An 18,572-nucleotide genomic window follows, 5' to 3' on the forward strand; every position below is an offset into this window, starting at 1 on the left:
CGGATGGAACAATGCCGTTATTGCCAGAGAATCCGCGATGAATGGGATTGCCACGGTGACGAATGCCGCCGGGCAATCGCCAAGGCGCTGCGCCGGCAGCGTGCGGGCCTGCCCATGGTGCCCGATCGCATCCGCAACGAACTGCCGTCCGGCGCGCCGACCCAGCAGGTAATCGCGGTGCTGTCGCGCCAGCGCCTGCGCGCGCGCCGCGGCAACGAGGAACGCCGGGAACGCAAGGAAATCGACGACGACGTCTGATCCGTCAGCGTCGCCCCCCGCCCTCGTCCTCTCCGCCCGCGCCTTCGCCGCCGGGCACCCACCCGTGCGCGCCACCCGTGCCGCGCGCATCCGCCTCCCTCGCCCTTGCAAATCCGGCAACATCGAATAGGGACGGAAAGCTTTTGTCTCGAAATTATTGCCCCGGTTGCAACGATCTTTCACCGAAACTCACGTTTACCCTAGGCCACCCGGCGCCTACGATGTAATCAACCGCTTACGACATGGTGTCGAACGCGGAAAGCCAATAAACATCGGAGGTCATCATGAAATCGCTCGTTTCCGCAGTCGTTGCCGCTGTCGCCCTGTCCGCTTCGTTCGGCGCATTCGCCCAAAGCACCGTGACCCGCGCTCAAGTGCGCAACGAACTGGTCCAGCTCGAAAGCGCCGGCTACAAGCCGAGCCAGTCGAGCCCGTACTACCCGGCCGACATCCAGGCCGCACAAGCCCGCGTGCACGGCGCCGACAACAGCGGCTACGGTGCGCAACCGGCCGCGGCCGTCCAGGGCGGCGCACCGGCCGTCAAGGTGCAAAACCCGCACGACTCGATCTACTTCGGCCACTAAGCCTGCCGCTGCGCGCCTTCGCGCGCAGTCCGCACCGGCCACGAGCCCGTCCCGCGACGGGCTCGTAGCGTTTGCATCGCACGTATCTGCGGCCGGCCGTCACCGGCTGCCGCCCGACGCGACCCGGCCGGCCGCTTCGTCCGTTCCGCTGCCGGCGTCACTGCCGTTGCCGACCAGATCCTGATAGCGCACGAACGCGCTTTGCGCGGCCGCCTTCGCCGCATACATCGCCGCGTCGGCCTTGACGAGCAGTTCCTCGGCCGACGCGCCGTCGGCCGGAAACTCGCTGACGCCGATGCTCGCGCCGACGGCCACACGCCGGTCGCCGAACTCCAGTTCCTCGGCCATCACGAGCTGGATGCGCGACGCGACGTCGCTGATCACCGCCGGTGAACGCACGTCCGAAATCAGCACGATGAATTCGTCGCCGCCGAGCCGCGCGACCATGTCGCCGCCACGCAGCACGAGGCTCAGCCGCTTGGCGACCGCGACGAGCGCGCGGTCGCCCGCCGAGTGCCCGTGCTGGTCGTTGATCTGCTTGAAGCGGTCGAGATCGACGAACATCACGGCCAGCCCTTCGTGCATCGCGGCCGCGCGCCGGATCGCGGCGTCGAGATGCTCCATGAACAGCAGGCGGTTCGGCAGCGCGGTCAACGCATCGTGGCCGGCGAGGTGCGTGAGCTCCAGCTGCTTCGCGCGCAGCATCGCGACCTGCGTGCGGATCTCGACGCGCATGCTGTCGAAACAGCGCGCGAGCACGCCGATCTCGTCGGCACGCCCGATCGGCAGCTGCTCGGCGACCGGATCGTCGAACACGTGCGTCGCGGCGCGCGCGAGCGTCTGCAGCGGCCGCGTGATCGCACGCGCGAACAGGATCGCAAGAATCACCGCCATCAGGCTCGACACGAGCACCATCCGCACGATCCGTTCGCCGAGCATGCCGGCCGGCGCCAGCACGTCGGCCAGCGGGCGCCCCATCCCGAGCACGACGAAGCGGTTGCCCTCGTCGTGCCCGAACGGCGTGCGCGCGAACGCGAACATCTGCCCCGGCGCCTCGGCCGGATCGGCAAGACCATTGAGGGTAACGTTGACACGCGTACTGTCGAACAGCGTGCGCGTGGCGGCGAAGCGGTCCTGCATCAGCACACGCCGGCCGCGGTCGAAGCCGAACGTCTGCGACGGATCGGGATGCACGAGGAAATCGCCCCACTCGTTCGCGAGATACACCGCGTAGTCTTCCGGCAGATCGCGCTCGAGCCGGTCGAACACGCGCGACAGCTCGACGTCGACGACCAGCGCGCCCACCGTCTGGCCCGACGTGTCGACGACCGGCGTGCCCACACGCAGGATCGGCAGCCCTTCTGCTGCGTGCGACCCCGTCTCGTGGTTGATCACGATCGGCGACAGGTAAATATGGCCGGGCGCCGTCGCGAGGGTATCGAATACGTAGGAAAACTGTCCTTTCTCCTGGAACACGCTGTCCGGCAGCACGACGATGCCGTGCGCGTCGCGATCGACACGGATGCGCTCGAGCCCAAAATCCCCACGCGCGATCAGCCGGATCTGCAGGTACTCCGGGTGGTTTCTCATGAAGCTGTAGAACACCTGCTCGAGCCGGGTGCGTGGCGCGCCATCCCGGCGATCGCCGCCCGAGACCAGCGCGCATGACGGCAACTGCGCGAGCACGAGCGCATCGTCCGCGACATCGGACAGCGCACTGGTGAAGCGCTGCCCGAGCAGTTGCGTCGACATCAGCAGGCTGTGCTGCGCCTCCTGCACGAGCATCGCGCGGTTCGCGCGATAGGCGTAATAGCCGGTCGCGCCGGACGCGATCACGCCGATGCACGCGAACAGCACCGACAGTTTCGACGTGAGCCCGAGCCGGATCATTTTTCGAATCGCTCCGGACGGTCGCCCGACACGATGCGGCTCCACAGCGATTCGCGCCGCGCGATGTCCTCGACGGGCTGGAGCCAGACGAGATGCTGGTGCCCGGTGTCGAGGCCCGGTGGCGGCGCAAGCGTGTTCGCGAGGCCCTGGCGTTCGGTCAGCAGCGCGCCGATCGCCGGTTCGAGCATGTAGTTGATCCATGCGAACGCGAGCTCGGGATGCGGCGCGCCGCGCGTGACGGCCCAACAGTCGAGCCACGCGAGCGCGCCTTCGTCCGGGATCACGTAGCCGACGTCCGCGCCGGCGCGCCTGAGCAGTTCGACCTGCTGCGTGCCGTAGTTGCCGAACATCAGCGCCGCGCGATGCTGGACGAACAGCGCGGTCGCCTCTTCAGGAAGCGTGTAGTACGTCAGCAGGTTGCGGCGCAGGTCGATCAGCTTGTGCGCGACGGTGAGCGTCTGCGCGGGCGACAGGCGAAACGGATCGGGATAGCCGAGCGCCAGCGCCGTGAACGAAAAATTGTGCTGCGCACTGTTGAAGTCGAGCACCTTGCCGCGGTAGCGCGGATTCCACAATTCCCGCATCGAGTGCGGCGCGGCCGGCACCTGCGTGCGGTCGTAGATCAGCCCCATCGACGAATACGTGAACGGAATCGCGTATGTGGCGCCCTCTTCCACGAGCCCGTCGATCGTCGCGAGCTGCTGGAAGTTCGGCAACTGCCGCCGACGGTTCGGGATGCGCGACAGGTCGATCGGCGCGAGCAGACGTTCGTGCGCGTAGCGCTGGATCTCGGCCGTGTTCGCGGCCAGCACGTCGTATGGCGGTGGCGCGGCGCTGTGCATCCGCGTCCATAGTGCTTCGTCGGAATCGACGAACGTCACTTCGACGCGTACGTGAAATTGCGCCTCGAACGCGCTGACGATGTCGCTGTCCGCATAGCCCGGCCATGCAAGCACGCGCAGCACGTTGTCGTTGACGGCTTCGGGAGGAGCGGCGAACGCCGCAAGCGCAGCGGCAACCAAGCCCGCCATCAAAATGATGAGCAGCCCGAACACGGCGACACGTACGCGCGTACGTGCGCCGATTCCCCTGATCAATAGGTCCCCGTGTGAATCGCCCGGCTGCATTCGACTTTCCTTTTTCGAGTCGATGCGATATCCCGCAACAAGACCATAAAACGTACGGTCGCGCAATTGGAAGAAGCCGTATACGGCGGCGCCGGCGCCGCTTCACCGGCATCGCTGCGCGTGCATGAAAGGCCGTCGGGCAAGCGGCCAATCATCAGTCGAAAGTACGGCATCACCGCTTCGCCCGTTCGGGAACGGACCCGTCACGCCTGCGCGTCGCGATGCCCGTCGATGGTGCGCGGCACGCCCAGCGGATTCGCATCGCGCAGGGCATCGGGCAGCAGCGCGTCGGGCACGTCCTGATAGCAGACCGGGCGCAGGAAGCGGCCGATCGCGAGGCTGCCCACCGACGTCGAGCGTCCGTCCGACGTCGCCGGAAACGGACCGCCGTGCACCATCGCATGCCCGACCTCGACGCCCGTGCCGAAGCCGTTCACGAGAATGCGCCCCGCGCGCCGTTCGAGCAGCGGCATGAAGGCGCGCGCCGCAGCATGATCGCCGTCGTCGACATGCAGCGCCGTCGTGAGCTGTCCGTCGAGCCGCTCGACGAGCGCATGCATCGTGTCGAGATCCGGGCAGCGCACGACGAGCGAGGCGGGACCGAACACTTCGTCGTGCAACTCGGGCTGATGAGCGAACCGGTCGGCCTGCGTGGCGAACAGCGCTGCACGGCCCGCATGAAGGATCCCGCTACCAGCCGCCGCGCCGCGCGCAAGCAGTTCGACACCGGCCTGCGCGCCCAGCCGCGCGACCGCCTCGTCGTACGCGCGGTGAATGCCGGGCGTGAGCATCGCGGCCGCGGGCAGATCGGCCAGTGCGGCGGCGGCCGCAGCCTCGAAGCGTCGCAACGCGGGGCCGTCGACACCGAGAATCAGCCCCGGATTCGTGCAGAACTGACCGACGCCGAGCGTCAGCGCCGCCGCGAATGCGCGGCCGATCGCCTCCGCGCGCGCGTCGAGTGCATGCGCAAACAGCAGCACGGGATTCACGCTGCTCATCTCCGCGTAGACAGGTATCGGCTGCGGTCGCGCAGCCGCGAGCGCCATCAACGCGACGCCGCCGCTGCGCGAGCCCGTGAAGCCCACCGCCTGGATGCGCGGATCGCGCACGAGCGCAGCGCCCACCTCGTAGCCGTCGTCGAACAGCAGCGAGAACGTGCCATCCGGCATCGCACAGGCCTCCACGGCATCCCGAATCGCGCGGCCGACGAGTGCCGACGTGCCCGGATGCGCGGGATGCGCCTTCACGATCACCGGGCAGCCGGCCGCCAGCGCCGACACCGTGTCTCCACCAGCGACCGAGAACGCCAGCGGGAAATTGCTCGCGCCGAACACGGCAACCGGGCCCAGCGCGACATGCTGCATGCGCAGGTCGACGCGCGGCAGCGGCTGACGCGCCGGCTGCGCGGGATCGATGCGCACGCCGAGGAAATCGCCCGCCCGCACGACCTGCGCGAACATCCGCAGTTGCGCGACGGTGCGTGCGCGCTCGCCTTCGATGCGCGCGCGCGGCAGACCGCTTTCCGCGACGCAGCGCTCAACCAGTGAATCGCCGAGCGCGAGCAGCCCCTCGGCGATCGTGTCGAGAAACGCCGCGCGCGCATGCAGCGACGTATGCCGATACGCATCGAATGCCTGTGCGGCCAGCGCACAGGCTGCATCGACGTCTTGCGCCGACGCGCGGCCGAACACGGGAGCAAGCACCGCGCCGGTTGCCGGGTCGATCGCCTGGAATCCCGCGGCGCCGACCGCACTGCTCCGACCGATCAGGGATGCGCCAGAAATCTGCATGAATCGTCCTCGTTGAACATCATTGAACATCGTTGAATCGTGAAATCGTCGAAACGTAACCGTGCCGTCGCGCGCCGCGCTCAGCGGCCCCAGCGCAGCACGAGCGGATCGAGCGAGCGGGCGATCCGCAGCAGGCTCGCACGCGTGTCGGGATGCATCGGCGGCAGCGGATGACGCACAGCGTCCGACGCGATCACGCCACCCGCCTTCATCAGCACCTTCGCGGTCGCGATGCCGCCCTGGCGGTTCTCGTGATTGATCAGCGGCAGCCAGCGCCCGTACTCGCGCTCGGCTTCGTCCGCACGGCCGGCGGCCCATGCGTCGACGATCCGGCGAATCCCGTCCGGATACGCGCCGCCCGTCATGGCGCCCGTCGCGCCCGCTTCGAGATCGGCCATCAGCGTGATCGCCTCCTCGCCGTCCCACGGCCCGACGATCGCGTCGCCGCCGAGCCGGATCAACTCGCGCAGCTTCGCGGCCGCCTGCGGCACCTCGATCTTGAAGTACGACACGTTCGGAATCTCGATCGCCATCCGCGCGAGCAGCGCGGCCGGCAGATGCGTGCCGCTCGCCGGCGCATCCTGGATCATGATCGGGATGTCGATCGCATCGGAGACGCTGCGGAAGAACTCGACGATCGCCGCCTCGCCCGCGCGAAACGTCGCGCCGTGATACGGCGGCATCACCATCACCATCGCGGCGCCCGCGTCCTGCGCACGGCGGCTGCGCTGCGCGCACACGGTCGTGCCGAAATGCGACGTGGTGACGATCACCGGCACGCGACCGGCGACGTGCTCGAGCACGCAGTGCATCACCGCGTCCCGCTCGTCGTCGGCCAGCGAAAACTGTTCGGAGAAGTTCGCGAGCACGCACAGGCCGTTCGATCCCGCATCGATCATGAAGTCGACGCAGCGGCGTTGTCCGTCGAGGTCGAGACGGCCATCGTCGGTGAAGATCGTCGGCACGACGGGAAACACGCCACGATAGCGCGTGGATGAAACATTCGATTGCATCAGGGGCACTCCTTGCCGCAGGGAATTCAAATCAGGTAATCGCGCCGATCTGCCAGGGCACGAATTCGTTCTGCCCGTAGCCATGCAACTCGCTGCGCGTCGCGTGGCCGGACGCCGCGTCGAGCATCATCCGAAACAGCGTCGCACCGAGCGCGTCGATGCGCACACCGCCGTCGAGCACGTCGCCGCAGTTCAGGTCGATGTCGTCGGCCTGCCGGCGCCACAGCGCACTGTTGGTCGCCAGCTTCAGCGACGGTGTCGGCGCGCAGCCGTAAGCGGAGCCGCGCCCCGTCGTGAAGCAGATCAGGTTCGCGCCGCCTGCAACCTGCCCGGTCGCGGAGATCGGGTCGTAGCCTGGCGTATCCATGAACACCAGCCCTTTCGCGCGAACCGGCATCGCGTATTCGTAGACGTCGACGAGATTCGTGCTGCCGGCCTTCGCGATGCCGCCGAGCGATTTCTCCAGTACGGTCGTGAGGCCGCCGGCCTTGTTGCCGGCCGACGGGTTGTTGTTCATCGCCGCGTGATGGCGTGCGCAATAGTCCTCCCACCAGCGGATGCGCTCGACCAGCTTCTCGCCCACTTCGCGCGACACCGCGCGACGCGTGAGCAAATGCTCGGCGCCGTAGATCTCCGGCGTTTCGGACAGGATCGCGGTCCCGCCGTGTTTCACCAGCAGGTCGACCGCCGCGCCGAGCACGGGGTTCGCGGTGATGCCCGAATAGCCGTCGGAGCCGCCGCATTGCAGGCCGACCGTCAGGTGGCTCGCGTCGACGGGCTCGCGCCGCACGTCGTTTGCGGCGGCCAGCATCGACTCGACGAGCGCGATGCCCTTCTCGATCGTCTTGCGCGTGCCGCCGCTGTCCTGGATCGTGAACGTGCGCAGTCGCGCGTGCTCCGTCAGCCCCTGGGTTTCGAGCAGGCGCGGAATCTGGTTGGTTTCGCAACCGAGCCCGATCACCAGCACCGCCGCGAAATTCGGATGGCACGCATAGCCGCCGAGCGTGCGCTGCAGGATCGCGAGCGCATCTCCATCGGGATCGACTGCGCAGCCGACGCCGTGCGTCAGCGCCACCACGCCGTCGACGTTCGGATACGCGGCAAGCGCGTCCGGGTGGATGTCGCGGCGGAAATGGTCGGCGATGGCGCGCGCGACCGTCGCCGAGCAGTTCACCGACGTCAGGATGCCGATGTAGTTGCGCGTCGCCACCCGGCCGTCGGCGCGCACGATGCCGTCGAACGTCGCGCGCTGCGCGTCGGGCACGAACGCGGTGTCGCGCGTGCCTTCGCCGAACGCGTAATCGCGCGCGAACTCCCCCATGTCGAGGTTGTGCGTGTGGACATGCTGGCCGGGCCGGATCGGCTGGCTCGCGAAGCCGATGATCTGGCCATAGCGGCGCACGGGCGCGCCGGCGTCGATCGCGCGTGTCGCGACCTTGTGACCGGGCGGGATCAGCCCCGCGACGCTCACGCCTTCGTCATCGAGGCGCGTGCCGCTGACGAGCTGCTCGACGGCGATGACGACGTCGTCGGCAGGATCGAGCCGGATCGTGCGTGCGCGCGACGCGGCCGGCGCCTGACGGGTTTCGGTGGGAAATGACGACATGATTCGGTTCCGGTTGAATCGGGCGACGGGCTTCAGTCGAGGCCCCGGTCGCGGTAATCGATGAGGCTCGCGCAGACGGCCAGGCCGAACGCCGCGACGACGAAAAACATCAGCGCCAGGAAATAGGTGCCGGTGAACTGCACGATGAGGCCGATCAGGATCGGCACGATGACGCCGACGATGTTCCCGCCGAAGTTCATCGCGCCCGCGAGCAGGCCCGCACGGGACTGGCCGCCGAGCGTCGCGGGCACGCCCCAGAACATCCCGCACCAGCGGATGAAGAACAACGCAACCGACAGCAGCACGACGACGCTGACGAGCCCCGTCGCGAAGCTCACCGCGAGGATCGCCGCAGCAGACGCGAGGCCCGCGACCGAGAACATTACGCGCATCACGCGGTTCGGCGCGCCGCCGGCCGCACGCCACTTGTCGGCCAGCCAGCCGCCGAACAGCTCGCCGACGAAGCCGCACATGAAGATGATGAAAGTCGCGCCGCCCATCTGCTTGAGGTCGAAGCCGTGCGCCTTGTGCAGGTAGCTGGGCATCCACGTCATCAGCCCGTAGAACACGCTGTTGTAGCAGGCCCAGCTCGCGAACATGAACAGCACGGAACGGTCGCGCAGCAGCTCGCGAAACGGCACGCTCACCTTCGGCTCGCCTGCGCGGGCCGCGGCCGCATGCACGGTCACGTGCTCGAGCTCGGCCGCGTTCACGCCGGCATGCTCGGACGGATGGTTGCGGATGTACCACCACGCGAAGATGCCGACCACGATCGTGCCCGCCCCCGCGACGACGAATGCAAGCCGCCACGAGCCGAGGCCCGCGATCAGCGCAGTGATGATGATCGCGCCGCACGCCGAGCCGAGCGGTGCCCCGCCATCGAGCAGCGCGGCGCCGCGGCCGCGCTCGGCGGGCGTGAGCCACGAGCCCGCGAGCTTCGCGCCGGCCGGCATGATCGGCGATTCGGCGATGCCGAGCCCGAGCCGCGTCAGCAGCAGCGGCACCCAGCTGAAACACACGGCCGCGACGGCCTGACAGGCGCCCCAGCCGATCGTCGCGAGGCCGACGATGGTGCGCGCCTTGTAGCGGTCGACCAGCAGCCCGCTCGGGATCTGCATCAGCGCATAGGTCCAGAAGAATGCGCTGAGCAGCACGCCCTCCATCGCGGGCGACAGACTGAATTCGGTCGAGATGATCGGCAGCGCGACGGACAGCGACGCACGGTCGATGTAGTTGATCGACGACAGCAACAACAGCAGCCAGAAAATCCGCCAGCGCACGGCGGTCGGCGCGGCGGTCGAGGCCCGGGCCGTCGGGCGGGGGCCTGCTGAGTCTTCGAGGTGCATACGTGTCTCCAGTGGGGATGAGTCGCCGGTCACGCCTTCTTCGAAGCGTTGGCCAACTAATATATTAGTTGGCAATTATAGAGATGCTTCCCAGTGTCGATACGGGGGTAAACCCGGGAATCGCTCGACCGGCGATCCCCGCCGATCCGCCGAAATCGATATGCGCATTAATATATTGATCGACCGGCGTCCATCGAGCATGCCGGCATGCCTGCCACCCTCTAGCCAATTCATGAAGTCAGAACGCACCACCCAGGACACCTTCATCGCCCGCCTGATCCCCGCCGATTTCACCCTGGACCGCTCGCAGGCCCTGTCCGTGCAGATTCACGCGCTGTTGCGCGACGCGATCGTGACGATGACGCTCCTTCCGAACGACGTCATCTACGAACGCGCCATCGCGGAGGCGCTCGGCGTGTCGCGCACGCCCGTGCGCGAGGCGCTGCTGCAGCTCGCACGCGAGGAGCTCGTGCTGATCGCCGCGCAATCGGGCACCTTCGTCGCCCCCGTCAAGCGCGAGCAGTTCGTCGAGAGCGCGCTGATCCGCAAGGTGCTGGAAACGGCCGCGATCCGCCGCGCGGCCGAAGTCATCAGCGCGCGCGAACTCGAGCAGCTCCACGACATCCAGGATGCGCACCGGCGCGCGATCGAACGCGGCAACGCGGTTGCGGCGATCGCGTGCGACAACGCGTTTCATGCAACCGTCAGCGCGGCCGCGCGGCTACCGCGCGTGCAGCAGCTCGTCGAGATCGTGCGCGCGCCGATCGACCGTGTGCGGCACGTGACCGTACGCGATCCGATCGTCGGCGAGGTCACGCTTGCGCAACACCAGAAAGTGCTCGACGCACTCGAGCAGCACGACCCCGATGCGGCCGAGCGCGCACTGCACGAGCATCTCGACGATGCGTACGCCCGGCAGCAGCGCGCGTACGACCAGCATGTCGCGTTGTTCGAAGGGCTGTGACGGCGGTCTAGCGACGGCCGGCGGCCAGCGGCTGGCGCGTCAGCGCCACGCCTGAGTGAATTCCGCGATCACGCGCGACAGGTGCGCAGCCATCGCATCGCGTGCGGCGGCCGCGTCGCGCGCCATGATCGCCGCGAAGATCCGCTGGTGATCTTCCTGCGACGCCTCGCGCAGCGCGGTCGAGTGAAAATGCTCCTCGATCTTGTCCCACAGCGGATCGCTGCGCGCGCAATCCCACATCGCAGTGACCATGTGCAGCAGCACCGTGTTGCCGGTCGATTCCGCGATGCGCAAGTGGAACTGGCGATCGGCCGCGTCGTATGCGGCCTTGTCCTCCATCTGCTCGCGCATCGTCGTCAACGAGAAGAACAGCCGGTCAAGATCCGCATCCTTGCGTTCGGTCGCCGCGAGCGCCGCGACTTCCGCCTCGATCAACCCGCGTGCGCGCAGCGTCTCGATCGGCCCCGGGCCGCGCGGCACCTCGAACGTCACCGGCCGCGCAGCATCGGCCGCGGACACATAGATACCCGAACCGATCCGCACCTCGACGACCCCCTGCACCTCGAGCGCAATGATCGCCTCGCGCACCTGCGTGCGGCTCACGCCGAACTGGTCGGCCAGGCTGCGCTCGGACGGCAGCCGCGCGCCGGCCTCGAACGCGCCGGCGGCCACCATCGCGTGAATCTGACGCGCAAGGCCGATATAGGAGCGGTCCGCGGCATCGGTGTCGCGGCTGGCGGGCAGGCTGGAAAGATCGGTCATCGAAAGGCTCGCAACGGGCTGGCCGGCGCCGTTGCGGCGCCGGATCGCCAAAATGGTACACCAATTCCGGCCCACGTCCGGTTCCGCGTGTTGGCCGGTGTGCCGGGGTCTTGACGGGAGTGCCATGCCAGCCGGTTCCGAACCTGACAACTGGTAAACCACTATCCCGCGCAACTGGCATACCAATCATAATCCGCACACCGGAGACGGGCCGGCCACTGCCGCCCGTCCGCCCGATGCCACAACCGCCTGCCAGGAGCCGCTCCAGTGAAGATGTCATTCCGTTGGTACGGCGAGTCCGATCCGGTCTCGCTGCAATACATCCGCCAGATCCCGGGCGTCACGCATATCGTGTCCGCGATCTACGACGAACCGGTGGGCGAAGTCTGGCCCGCGCACAAGATCGACGCGCTGAAGGCGACGATCGAGCACGCCGGCCTGCAGTTCGAAGTCGTCGAATCCGTGCCCGTCCACGAGGACATCAAGCTCGGCAAGCCGGGCCGTGACCGCCTGATCGACCACTACCGTCAGACGATTCGTCATCTCGGCGCGGCCGGCGTGCGCGTCATTTGCTACAACTTCATGCCCGTGTTCGACTGGACGCGCACCGAGCTGTCGAAGACGCTCGACGACGGTTCGACCTGCCTCGCGTTCAGCACCGACGCGGTCGACCGGATCGATCCGGACGACGGCATCGCGCTGCCGGGCTGGGATTCGAGCTACCAGCCCGAACAGTTGAAGGCACTGCTCGCCGAGTATCGCGACGTCGACGAGGCGGCGCTGTGGGCGAACCTCGAATACTTCCTGAAGGCGATCATCCCCGTCGCCGAGGAAGCCGGCGTGAAGATGGCGATCCACCCCGACGATCCGCCGCGCCCGATCTTCGGGCTGCCGCGCATCGTGAAGAACCGCGACGATCTCGCTCGGATCGTGCGCATCGTCGACACGCCCGCGAACGGGCTGACGCTGTGCTCGGGCTCGCTCGGCGCGGGCCCGCAGAACGATGTCGAGGCGCTCGTGCGCGAATTCGGCGCGATGGGCCGGATCCACTTCGCGCACATCCGCAACGTGAAGGTCGACCCGAACGGCGATTTCGAGGAAACCGCCCATTTGTCGAGCTGCGGCTCGCTCGACATCGCCGCGATCGTGAAGGCGTACCACGACACCGGCTTCACCGGCTACGTGCGCCCCGACCACGGCCGCATGATCTGGGGCGAAACGGGCAGGCCCGGCTATGGCCTCTACGACCGTGCGCTCGGCGCGGTCTACCTGAACGGCCTGTGGGAAGCGCTCGCGAAATTCGACCGCACGCCGTCGCAAACCACCCGATAACTCGCCCATCGAGGCCGCTGGCGCTGCGGATCGCCGGTGGCCCGTCACGACATTCCGCGCGGAGACACCGCATGCCACGCATCCGATGGGCCATGATCCTGATGTGCTTCCTGGCCAACGTCATTAACTTCATCGACCGCGCGAACCTCGCGATCGCGGCGCCCAGCATCCGCGCCGATCTAGGCCTCGACGCGGTCGGCATGGGGCTCGTGCTGAGCGCGTTCTTCTGGACCTACGCGTTCCTGCAACTGCCGGCCGGCTGGTTCATCGACAAGGTCGGCGTGCGCGTGAGCCTCGCGCTCGCGGTCGGCTGGTGGTCGGTGTTTACCGTCGCGACGGGTGCCGCGCGCGGCCTCACGCAGCTCGTCGGCGTGCGGCTGATGCTCGGCGTCGGCGAAGCGGCCGCGATCCCGTCATTCGCGAAGGTCGCGTTCAACTGGTTCCCGCGCAGCGAACGCGGGCTCGCGAGCAGCATCTTCGACAGCGGCTCGCGCGTCGGCTCCGCGCTGTCGCTGCCGCTCGTCGCGTGGCTGATCTCGATCGTCGGCTGGCGCGGGTCGTTCGTGATCACGGGCGGCATCGGCATCGTGTGGGCACTGGCGTGGTGGTTCGTCTATCGCGACCCGGAACGCTATCGCGCGATCGCGCCCGATGCCGTCGATGCACTGCTCGCGCAGCGCGGCACGCAGACCGTTGCGGCCGCAACCGACGGCCCGAAGGTGTCGTGGCTCGACCTGTTCCGCTACCGCACCGTGTGGGGCATGATGATCGGCCTGTTCTGCCTGAACTTCGCGATCTACTTCTTCATCACCTGGTTCCCGAGCTACCTGCTGCAATCGCGCGGCTTCTCGTTGGCGTCGCTCGGCACGTGGGGCATGCTGCCCGCGCTGCTCGCGATTCCGGGCGGCTGGCTCGGCGGCTATGTGTCGGACAGCCTGTTCCGCCGCGGCTGGAGCGCGACCGCCGCGCGCAAGACCTGCCTCGTGATCGGGATGCTGCTGTCTTCGTCGATCGCGCTGTCGGCGTTCGTTGAAAACGTGTGGGCCTGCCTCGGCCTGTTCGCGCTGGCTTATGCGAGCCTGTCGTTCGCGGGCGCCAACGTGTGGACGCTCGTCGGCGAAGTCGCGCCGACGCCCGCGCACGTCGCGTCGCTCGGCGGCATCCAGAACTTCGCGGGCAACCTCGCGGGGATCTTCATCACGACGTTCACGGGCGTGATGCTGTCGATCACGAAGGGCTCGTTCGTCGTGCCGCTCGCGGTGGCCGGCGCGTTGTGCGTGGTCGGCGCGCTGTCGTACCTGTTCATCGTCGGCAAGGTCGAGCCGTTGCCGCCGCTGCGCGGCGGTGCGAGCCCGCGGAACGTCGAGCCGAACGCCGCCTGACGCGGCAGGAAAGCGCGGCCGCCTCGCCCGCGCTTTCCTTTTCGGGCCGCGCATCGGACAATGAGCCGCGCCCGCCGGCGCGGCGCCGCTCCGGCCCGCGCGTGGCGACGGCGCGCGCCACCCTCGCCGATGAAACGCTACGAAACCCTCGCCCACACGATCGCCGACGACATCCGCAACGGCAACCTCGCGGTCGGCACGCGCCTGCCGTCGTTACGGCAGATCATTGCGCAGCATGGCGTGAGCCAGTCGACGGTATTTCGCGCGTACTACCTGCTCGAACAATGGGGGCTGATCCGCGCGCGCGAACGCTCGGGCTACTACGTCGCGCCGGGCGCCACGCCGGAGGCGAGCCCGGTTGCCAAGCGCCGTGCAAGCCGTGCCGGCGCCACGCGCAAGGTCGACATCAGCAGCCTCGTGTTCTCCGTCCTGGACGCGGCCACGCAACCCGGCATCGTGCCGCTCGGCTCCGCGTTCCCGTCGCCGCAGCTGTTTCCGCTGCCACGTCTCGCCAAATCGCTCGCGCAGGCCACGCGGCTCGTCAGCCCGTGGAGCACGGTCGTCGACCTGCCGCCCGGCAACGAGGCGCTGCGCCAGCAGATCGCGCGGCGCTATCTCGCGACGGGCATCTCGCAGCCGATCGACGAGATCGTCGTCACGAACGGCGCGCTCGAAGCATTGAACCTGTGCCTGATGGCCGTCACGCGGCCCGGCGACGTCGTGGCCGTCGAAGCACCCGGCTTCTACGCGGCGCTGCAGGCGATCGAGCGGCTCGACCTGCGCGCGGTCGAGATTCCCGTCGATCCGCGCACGGGCCTCGATCTCGACGCACTCGCGAATGCGCTCGACCGGCATGACATCCGCGCGTGCTGGTTCATGACCAATTTCCAGAATCCGACCGGTGTCACGCTGTCCGCCGAGAAAAAGCGCGCGCTCGTCGAGTTGCTCGCCGCGCGCGAGGTGCCGCTGATCGAGGACGACGTGTATGGCGAGCTGCACTTCGGCCCCGACTATCCGCTGCCCGCGCGCGCGTTCGATCGGCACGGCCTCGTGATGCACTGCAGTTCGTTCTCGAAAACGCTCGCGCCCGGCTACCGGATCGGCTGGGCCGCCGCCGGCCGGTTCGCGGAGAAGGTGCAGCGGCTCAAGCTGATGACGACGCTGTCGGCCAGCATTCCCGCGCAGGTCGGCATCGCGAACTATCTCGAGCACGGCGGCTACGACCGGCACCTGCGCAAACTGCGCGGCGCGCTGCACACGCAGCTCGACAAGATGGACGACGCGCTGCGGCGCTGGCTGCCGGCCGGCGTCGAGTGGGTACGGCCCGAAGGCGGCTACTTCCTGTGGCTCGCGTTTCCCGACGCGATCGACGCGATGGAGTTGCATCGCCAGGCGATCGCACGCGGGATCAGCTTCGCGCCGGGGCCGCTGTTTTCGGCCGCGCACGGCTTCGAGCGTTGCGTGCGCGTGAACTTCGGCCATCCGTGGAGCCGCGACATCGAGCATGCGATCCGCGTGCTCGGCGAGCTCGTCGCGCAGCCTTCGGTGCGCAAGGGCGGTTGAATCGCACACGGTGCGCACGGTGTGCACTGCCCGCGTCGCGGTGATGCACGCAATCCACGCGCGGGTTACAGTGCGAATCCCGCCGCCCTTCACGATTTCCGATGAGTCAACTGCCCTACCTCGATCACGACGCGCTGTTGAAACTGACGGCTGAAGCCGCGCACGTCACGCAATCGTGCACCTGCACGAAAACGCCGCTCGCCGGATGGACGACCCTGCCGCTGTCGCTGCAGGACGCGCAACTGACCGAAGTCGCCACGCTCGCGCCGCCCGGCGAGACGGAGCCGACCTACGCCGAATATCATCCGGGCGGCACGCGTTACGCGTCGGACGACGCGCCGATCGCCCTGCGCCATTTCCCGTACAACCGCTGCACCGTCAACCGCTGCCGCTCGTGCGGCCGCCTGTTCCTGCGCTACCAGGAAGGCGGCGGCTACTTCATCGACCAGCGCATCCGCGCGCTCGATCCGGCGCGCGTCGTCGACGCCGACGCATAAACACCGCCACGGGCATGCACGCATGCCCGCCCCGCGCCGGCGCCCTGCCGGCCATCTGCTGCGCCCTTTTCATCCCGATCTGCTGCTTGTCCCGCCGCGCCGCGTTCCCTACGCTGTCTCCGGTTGCCTGACACCCGTCGCAACGTCTCTCCCGAGCCGCGCGCTTCGCGCCGCGGCTCCTCTCGCGTATCACGTCATGTATCGATATACCGTTTTCGACCGGGCGCTCGTGCACAGCCGCGCCGCCCAGTTTCGCGACCAGCTCGAACGCTGGCAGCACGGCACGCTGAGCGAAGACGCGTTCCGGCCGCTGCGTCTGCAGAACGGCTGGTACGTGCAGCGCCACGCGCCAATGCTGCGCGTCGCCGTACCGTACGGCGAACTGTCGAGCGCACAGTTGCGCGTGCTCGCGCGGATCGCGCGCGACTACGACGTGCCCGACGACGCCACCTACCGCGCCGCATGCGACGCACAGTCCTTGCTCGGCACGCTGCGCCTGCCGACCCGCAGCGCGCACTTCACGACGCGCACCAACGTGCAGTTCAACTGGATTCCGCTCGCCAGGGCGGCCGACGTGATGGACCTGCTCGCGACCGTCGACATGCACGGCATCCAGACGAGCGGCAACTGCATCCGCAATATCTCGTGCGACGAGCGCGCCGGCGTCGCGCCGGACGAGATCGCCGATCCGCGCCCGTTTGCCGAGGTGATGCGCCAGTGGACGACGCTGCACCCCGAGTTCGCATTCCTGCCGCGCAAGTTCAAGATCGCGATTACCGGCGCGGCTGAAGACCGCGCGGCCACCGACTGGCACGACGTCGGCCTGAAGCTCGTGCGCGACGAAGCGGGCGCGCTCGGCTTTCGCGTGAGCGTCGGCGGCGGGATGGGCCGCACGCCGACGATCGCGACGCTGCTGCGCGCGTTCCTGCCGTGGCAGCACGTGATGAACTACATCGAGGCGATCGTCCGCGTGTACAACCGCTACGGACGGCGCGACAACAAGTACAAGGCGCGCATCAAGATCCTCGTGAAGACCGAGGGGCAGCGCTACATCGACGACGTCGAGGAGGAGTTCCGCCAGATCGTCGATCACGACGGCGGGCCGCATACGATTCCGCAGGTCGAGTTCGACCGCGTCGCCGCGTCGTTCGTCCCGCCGCGGCTCAAGCCGCGCACGGCCAGCCTGCGCGACGCGAACCAGCGCGTGTCCGCCCACGCGGCACGCCATCCGGCCTTCGCGCGCTGGCTCGGCCGCAATGTGGCCAGCCACCGCGACCCGGCGCTGCGCATCGTCACGCTGTCGTTCAAGCGCCGCCTGCAGGCGCCGGGCGACGCGTCGCCCGACCAGCTCGATGCGCTCGCCGATCTCGCCGACCGCTTCTCGGCCGGCGAGGCCCGCGTCACGCACACGCAGAACGTCGTGCTGCCGTGGGTGCATGTCGACGACCTGTTCCTGCTGTGGGAAAACGCGCGCGCGATCGGGCTCGCCAGCGCAAACGTCGGACTCCTGACGGACATGATCGCGTGCCCGGGCGGCGACTTCTGCGCACTCGCGAACGCACGCTCGATCCCGATTGCCGATGCGATCGCCGAGCGCTTCCAGGATCTCGACATGCTGCACGACGTCGGCGACATCGACCTGCACATCAGCGGCTGCATCAACTCGTGCGGCCATCATCACAGCGGCCACCTCGGCATCCTCGGCGTCGACAAGGACGGCGCCGAGTGGTACCAGGTCACGCTCGGCGGCTCGGACGGCTCGACCGCGAGCGGCCCCGCGCGGCCGGGCAAGGTGATCGGCCCGTCGTTTTCGGCGGACGAGATCGTCGATGTCGTCGATGCGATCGTCAACGCGTATCTCGACGCGCGGATCGATGACGACGGCCGCAGCGAACGATTCATCGACACGGTGCGCCGCATCGGCGCGGAACCCTTCAAGGCCGCCGCGAACGACGCGCGCCACCAGCCGGAGCACGCATGAAGCAGGCACACCCGACCGCACGCATCCGGCTGCTGACGCCGGCCGAACACACCGGCGACACGCAGCAACACGACGCCGCGACGCTGACGATCGGCAACGACGAGGAACTGCCGCCGCTCGCCGCGCAAATCGCGCAGGCTGCGCGTATCGACCTGCAGTTTCCGGCGTTCACCGATGGCCGTGCGTACAGCCAGGCGTACCTGCTGCGCAAGCGCTACGGCTTCGCCGGCGACCTGCGCGCGACCGGCGACGTGCTGGTCGACCAGGTGCTGCTGATGGAGCGCACGGGGTTTTCGAGCGCGGTGCTCGGCGACGGCACGGACATCACAGCCGCGCGGCGGCAGCTCGACCGGTTCCCGGGCTTCTATCAGCGCGATGCGAGAACGGCAATGCCGCAGCAGGACGCAGCCACGCCAGCCGGAAAATGAAACGGGCGGCCCGCAGGCCGCCCGTACGATGAACCGGAAGCTATCGGCC

General features: G+C 68.3%; 16 protein-coding genes. 9 read left to right on the plus strand and 7 right to left on the minus strand.

Annotation, left to right across the window (positions count from 1 at the left end):
• Positions 1-3: 3 nt before the first annotated feature.
• Together LGN19_RS04330 and LGN19_RS04335 are read left to right on the plus strand one after the other, a co-directional pair.
• Positions 4-258, plus strand: coding sequence for a hypothetical protein (locus tag LGN19_RS04330; protein WP_027791787.1), 255 nt, complete (start codon positions 4-6; stop codon positions 256-258).
• A gap of 284 nt (positions 259-542) precedes the next feature.
• Positions 543-842: a DUF4148 domain-containing protein gene (locus LGN19_RS04335; RefSeq protein WP_122947209.1), complete on the plus strand. Its 300-nt coding sequence runs from the start codon at positions 543-545 to the stop codon at positions 840-842.
• A gap of 99 nt (positions 843-941) precedes the next feature.
• Here LGN19_RS04335 and LGN19_RS04340 read toward each other — a convergent pair whose 3' ends face one another.
• The 6 genes from LGN19_RS04340 to LGN19_RS04365 all read right to left on the minus strand — a co-directional run bounded on the left by LGN19_RS04340 (position 942) and on the right by LGN19_RS04365 (position 9,614).
• Positions 942-2,732 carry a GGDEF domain-containing protein gene (locus LGN19_RS04340; RefSeq protein WP_226213362.1) on the minus strand — a complete coding sequence of 597 codons (1,791 nt, stop codon included), beginning with the start codon at positions 2,730-2,732 and terminating at the stop codon, positions 942-944.
• Positions 2,729-3,859: an extracellular solute-binding protein gene (locus tag LGN19_RS04345; RefSeq protein ID WP_226213363.1), complete on the minus strand. Its 1,131-nt coding sequence runs from the start codon at positions 3,857-3,859 to the stop codon at positions 2,729-2,731. The genes LGN19_RS04340 and LGN19_RS04345 overlap by 4 nt, the downstream gene beginning before the upstream one ends.
• A 203-nt stretch (positions 3,860-4,062) precedes the next feature.
• Entirely contained in the window at positions 4,063-5,649 is a 1,587-nt protein-coding gene (locus LGN19_RS04350; RefSeq protein WP_226213364.1) for an aldehyde dehydrogenase (NADP(+)), read from the minus strand.
• Between the two features lie 80 nt (positions 5,650-5,729).
• Entirely contained in the window at positions 5,730-6,662 is a 933-nt protein-coding gene (locus LGN19_RS04355; protein WP_122947213.1) for a dihydrodipicolinate synthase family protein, read from the minus strand.
• Positions 6,663-6,693: 31 nt separating this feature from the next.
• Positions 6,694-8,268, minus strand: coding sequence for a UxaA family hydrolase (locus tag LGN19_RS04360; protein WP_226213365.1), 1,575 nt, complete (start codon positions 8,266-8,268; stop codon positions 6,694-6,696).
• A 32-nt stretch (positions 8,269-8,300) separates the two neighbouring features.
• Positions 8,301-9,614 carry an MFS transporter gene (locus tag LGN19_RS04365; RefSeq protein WP_174956114.1) on the minus strand — a complete coding sequence of 438 codons (1,314 nt, stop codon included), beginning with the start codon at positions 9,612-9,614 and terminating at the stop codon, positions 8,301-8,303.
• 232 nt (positions 9,615-9,846) lie between these two features.
• Here LGN19_RS04365 and LGN19_RS04370 point away from each other — a divergent pair, with 232 nt between their 5' ends.
• Positions 9,847-10,578 (plus strand): GntR family transcriptional regulator, encoded by a 732-nt coding sequence (locus LGN19_RS04370; RefSeq protein WP_174956115.1) that lies wholly within the window; start codon positions 9,847-9,849, stop codon positions 10,576-10,578.
• 39 nt (positions 10,579-10,617) lie between these two features.
• On the opposite strand, the gene LGN19_RS04375 is transcribed toward LGN19_RS04370, so the two are convergent.
• A complete protein-coding gene (locus LGN19_RS04375; RefSeq protein WP_122949529.1) occupies positions 10,618-11,340 on the minus strand; it encodes a FadR/GntR family transcriptional regulator in 723 nt (240 codons plus the stop codon).
• 267 nt (positions 11,341-11,607) lie between these two features.
• Between LGN19_RS04375 and uxuA the strand changes: the two genes are divergently transcribed.
• The 6 genes from uxuA (at position 11,608) to LGN19_RS04405 (ending at position 18,523) form a co-directional block, all read left to right on the plus strand.
• Complete coding sequence (gene uxuA / locus LGN19_RS04380; RefSeq protein ID WP_226213366.1) at positions 11,608-12,672, plus strand: mannonate dehydratase; 1,065 nt, start codon at positions 11,608-11,610, stop codon at positions 12,670-12,672.
• 71 nt (positions 12,673-12,743) lie between these two features.
• The gene (locus LGN19_RS04385) at positions 12,744-14,054 is read left to right on the plus strand and encodes an MFS transporter (RefSeq protein ID WP_174956117.1); all 1,311 of its coding nucleotides are present in this window, start codon (positions 12,744-12,746) and stop codon (positions 14,052-14,054) included.
• A gap of 129 nt (positions 14,055-14,183) precedes the next feature.
• On the plus strand, positions 14,184-15,617 hold the full coding sequence (locus LGN19_RS04390) for a PLP-dependent aminotransferase family protein (protein ID WP_226213367.1): 1,434 nt from the start codon (positions 14,184-14,186) through the stop codon (positions 15,615-15,617).
• A gap of 101 nt (positions 15,618-15,718) precedes the next feature.
• Complete coding sequence (locus tag LGN19_RS04395) at positions 15,719-16,114, plus strand: hypothetical protein (RefSeq protein WP_226213368.1); 396 nt, start codon at positions 15,719-15,721, stop codon at positions 16,112-16,114.
• Positions 16,115-16,310: 196 nt separating this feature from the next.
• Positions 16,311-18,095 carry a nitrite/sulfite reductase gene (locus LGN19_RS04400; RefSeq protein ID WP_226213369.1) on the plus strand — a complete coding sequence of 595 codons (1,785 nt, stop codon included), beginning with the start codon at positions 16,311-16,313 and terminating at the stop codon, positions 18,093-18,095.
• A complete protein-coding gene (locus LGN19_RS04405; RefSeq protein WP_226213370.1) occupies positions 18,092-18,523 on the plus strand; it encodes a DUF934 domain-containing protein in 432 nt (143 codons plus the stop codon). Before LGN19_RS04400 ends, LGN19_RS04405 begins: the two co-directional genes overlap by 4 nt.
• Positions 18,524-18,572: the final 49 nt, after the last annotated feature.

This window comes from Burkholderia sp. AU30198 (genome assembly GCF_020419825.1).
GTDB lineage: Bacteria > Pseudomonadota > Gammaproteobacteria > Burkholderiales > Burkholderiaceae > Burkholderia.

Coding starts and splice junctions, on each gene's coding strand:
- LGN19_RS04330 (WP_027791787.1), top strand. CDS start 4: ATGGAACAATGCCGTTATTGCCAGAGAATCCGCGATGAATGGGATTGC.
- LGN19_RS04335 (WP_122947209.1), top strand. CDS start 543: ATGAAATCGCTCGTTTCCGCAGTCGTTGCCGCTGTCGCCCTGTCCGCT.
- LGN19_RS04340 (WP_226213362.1), bottom strand. CDS start 2,732: ATGATCCGGCTCGGGCTCACGTCGAAACTGTCGGTGCTGTTCGCGTGC.
- LGN19_RS04345 (WP_226213363.1), bottom strand. CDS start 3,859: ATGCAGCCGGGCGATTCACACGGGGACCTATTGATCAGGGGAATCGGC.
- LGN19_RS04350 (WP_226213364.1), bottom strand. CDS start 5,649: ATGCAGATTTCTGGCGCATCCCTGATCGGTCGGAGCAGTGCGGTCGGC.
- LGN19_RS04355 (WP_122947213.1), bottom strand. CDS start 6,662: ATGCAATCGAATGTTTCATCCACGCGCTATCGTGGCGTGTTTCCCGTC.
- LGN19_RS04360 (WP_226213365.1), bottom strand. CDS start 8,268: ATGTCGTCATTTCCCACCGAAACCCGTCAGGCGCCGGCCGCGTCGCGC.
- LGN19_RS04365 (WP_174956114.1), bottom strand. CDS start 9,614: ATGCACCTCGAAGACTCAGCAGGCCCCCGCCCGACGGCCCGGGCCTCG.
- LGN19_RS04370 (WP_174956115.1), top strand. CDS start 9,847: ATGAAGTCAGAACGCACCACCCAGGACACCTTCATCGCCCGCCTGATC.
- LGN19_RS04375 (WP_122949529.1), bottom strand. CDS start 11,340: ATGACCGATCTTTCCAGCCTGCCCGCCAGCCGCGACACCGATGCCGCG.
- LGN19_RS04385 (WP_174956117.1), top strand. CDS start 12,744: ATGCCACGCATCCGATGGGCCATGATCCTGATGTGCTTCCTGGCCAAC.
- LGN19_RS04390 (WP_226213367.1), top strand. CDS start 14,184: ATGAAACGCTACGAAACCCTCGCCCACACGATCGCCGACGACATCCGC.
- LGN19_RS04395 (WP_226213368.1), top strand. CDS start 15,719: ATGAGTCAACTGCCCTACCTCGATCACGACGCGCTGTTGAAACTGACG.
- LGN19_RS04400 (WP_226213369.1), top strand. CDS start 16,311: ATGTATCGATATACCGTTTTCGACCGGGCGCTCGTGCACAGCCGCGCC.
- LGN19_RS04405 (WP_226213370.1), top strand. CDS start 18,092: ATGAAGCAGGCACACCCGACCGCACGCATCCGGCTGCTGACGCCGGCC.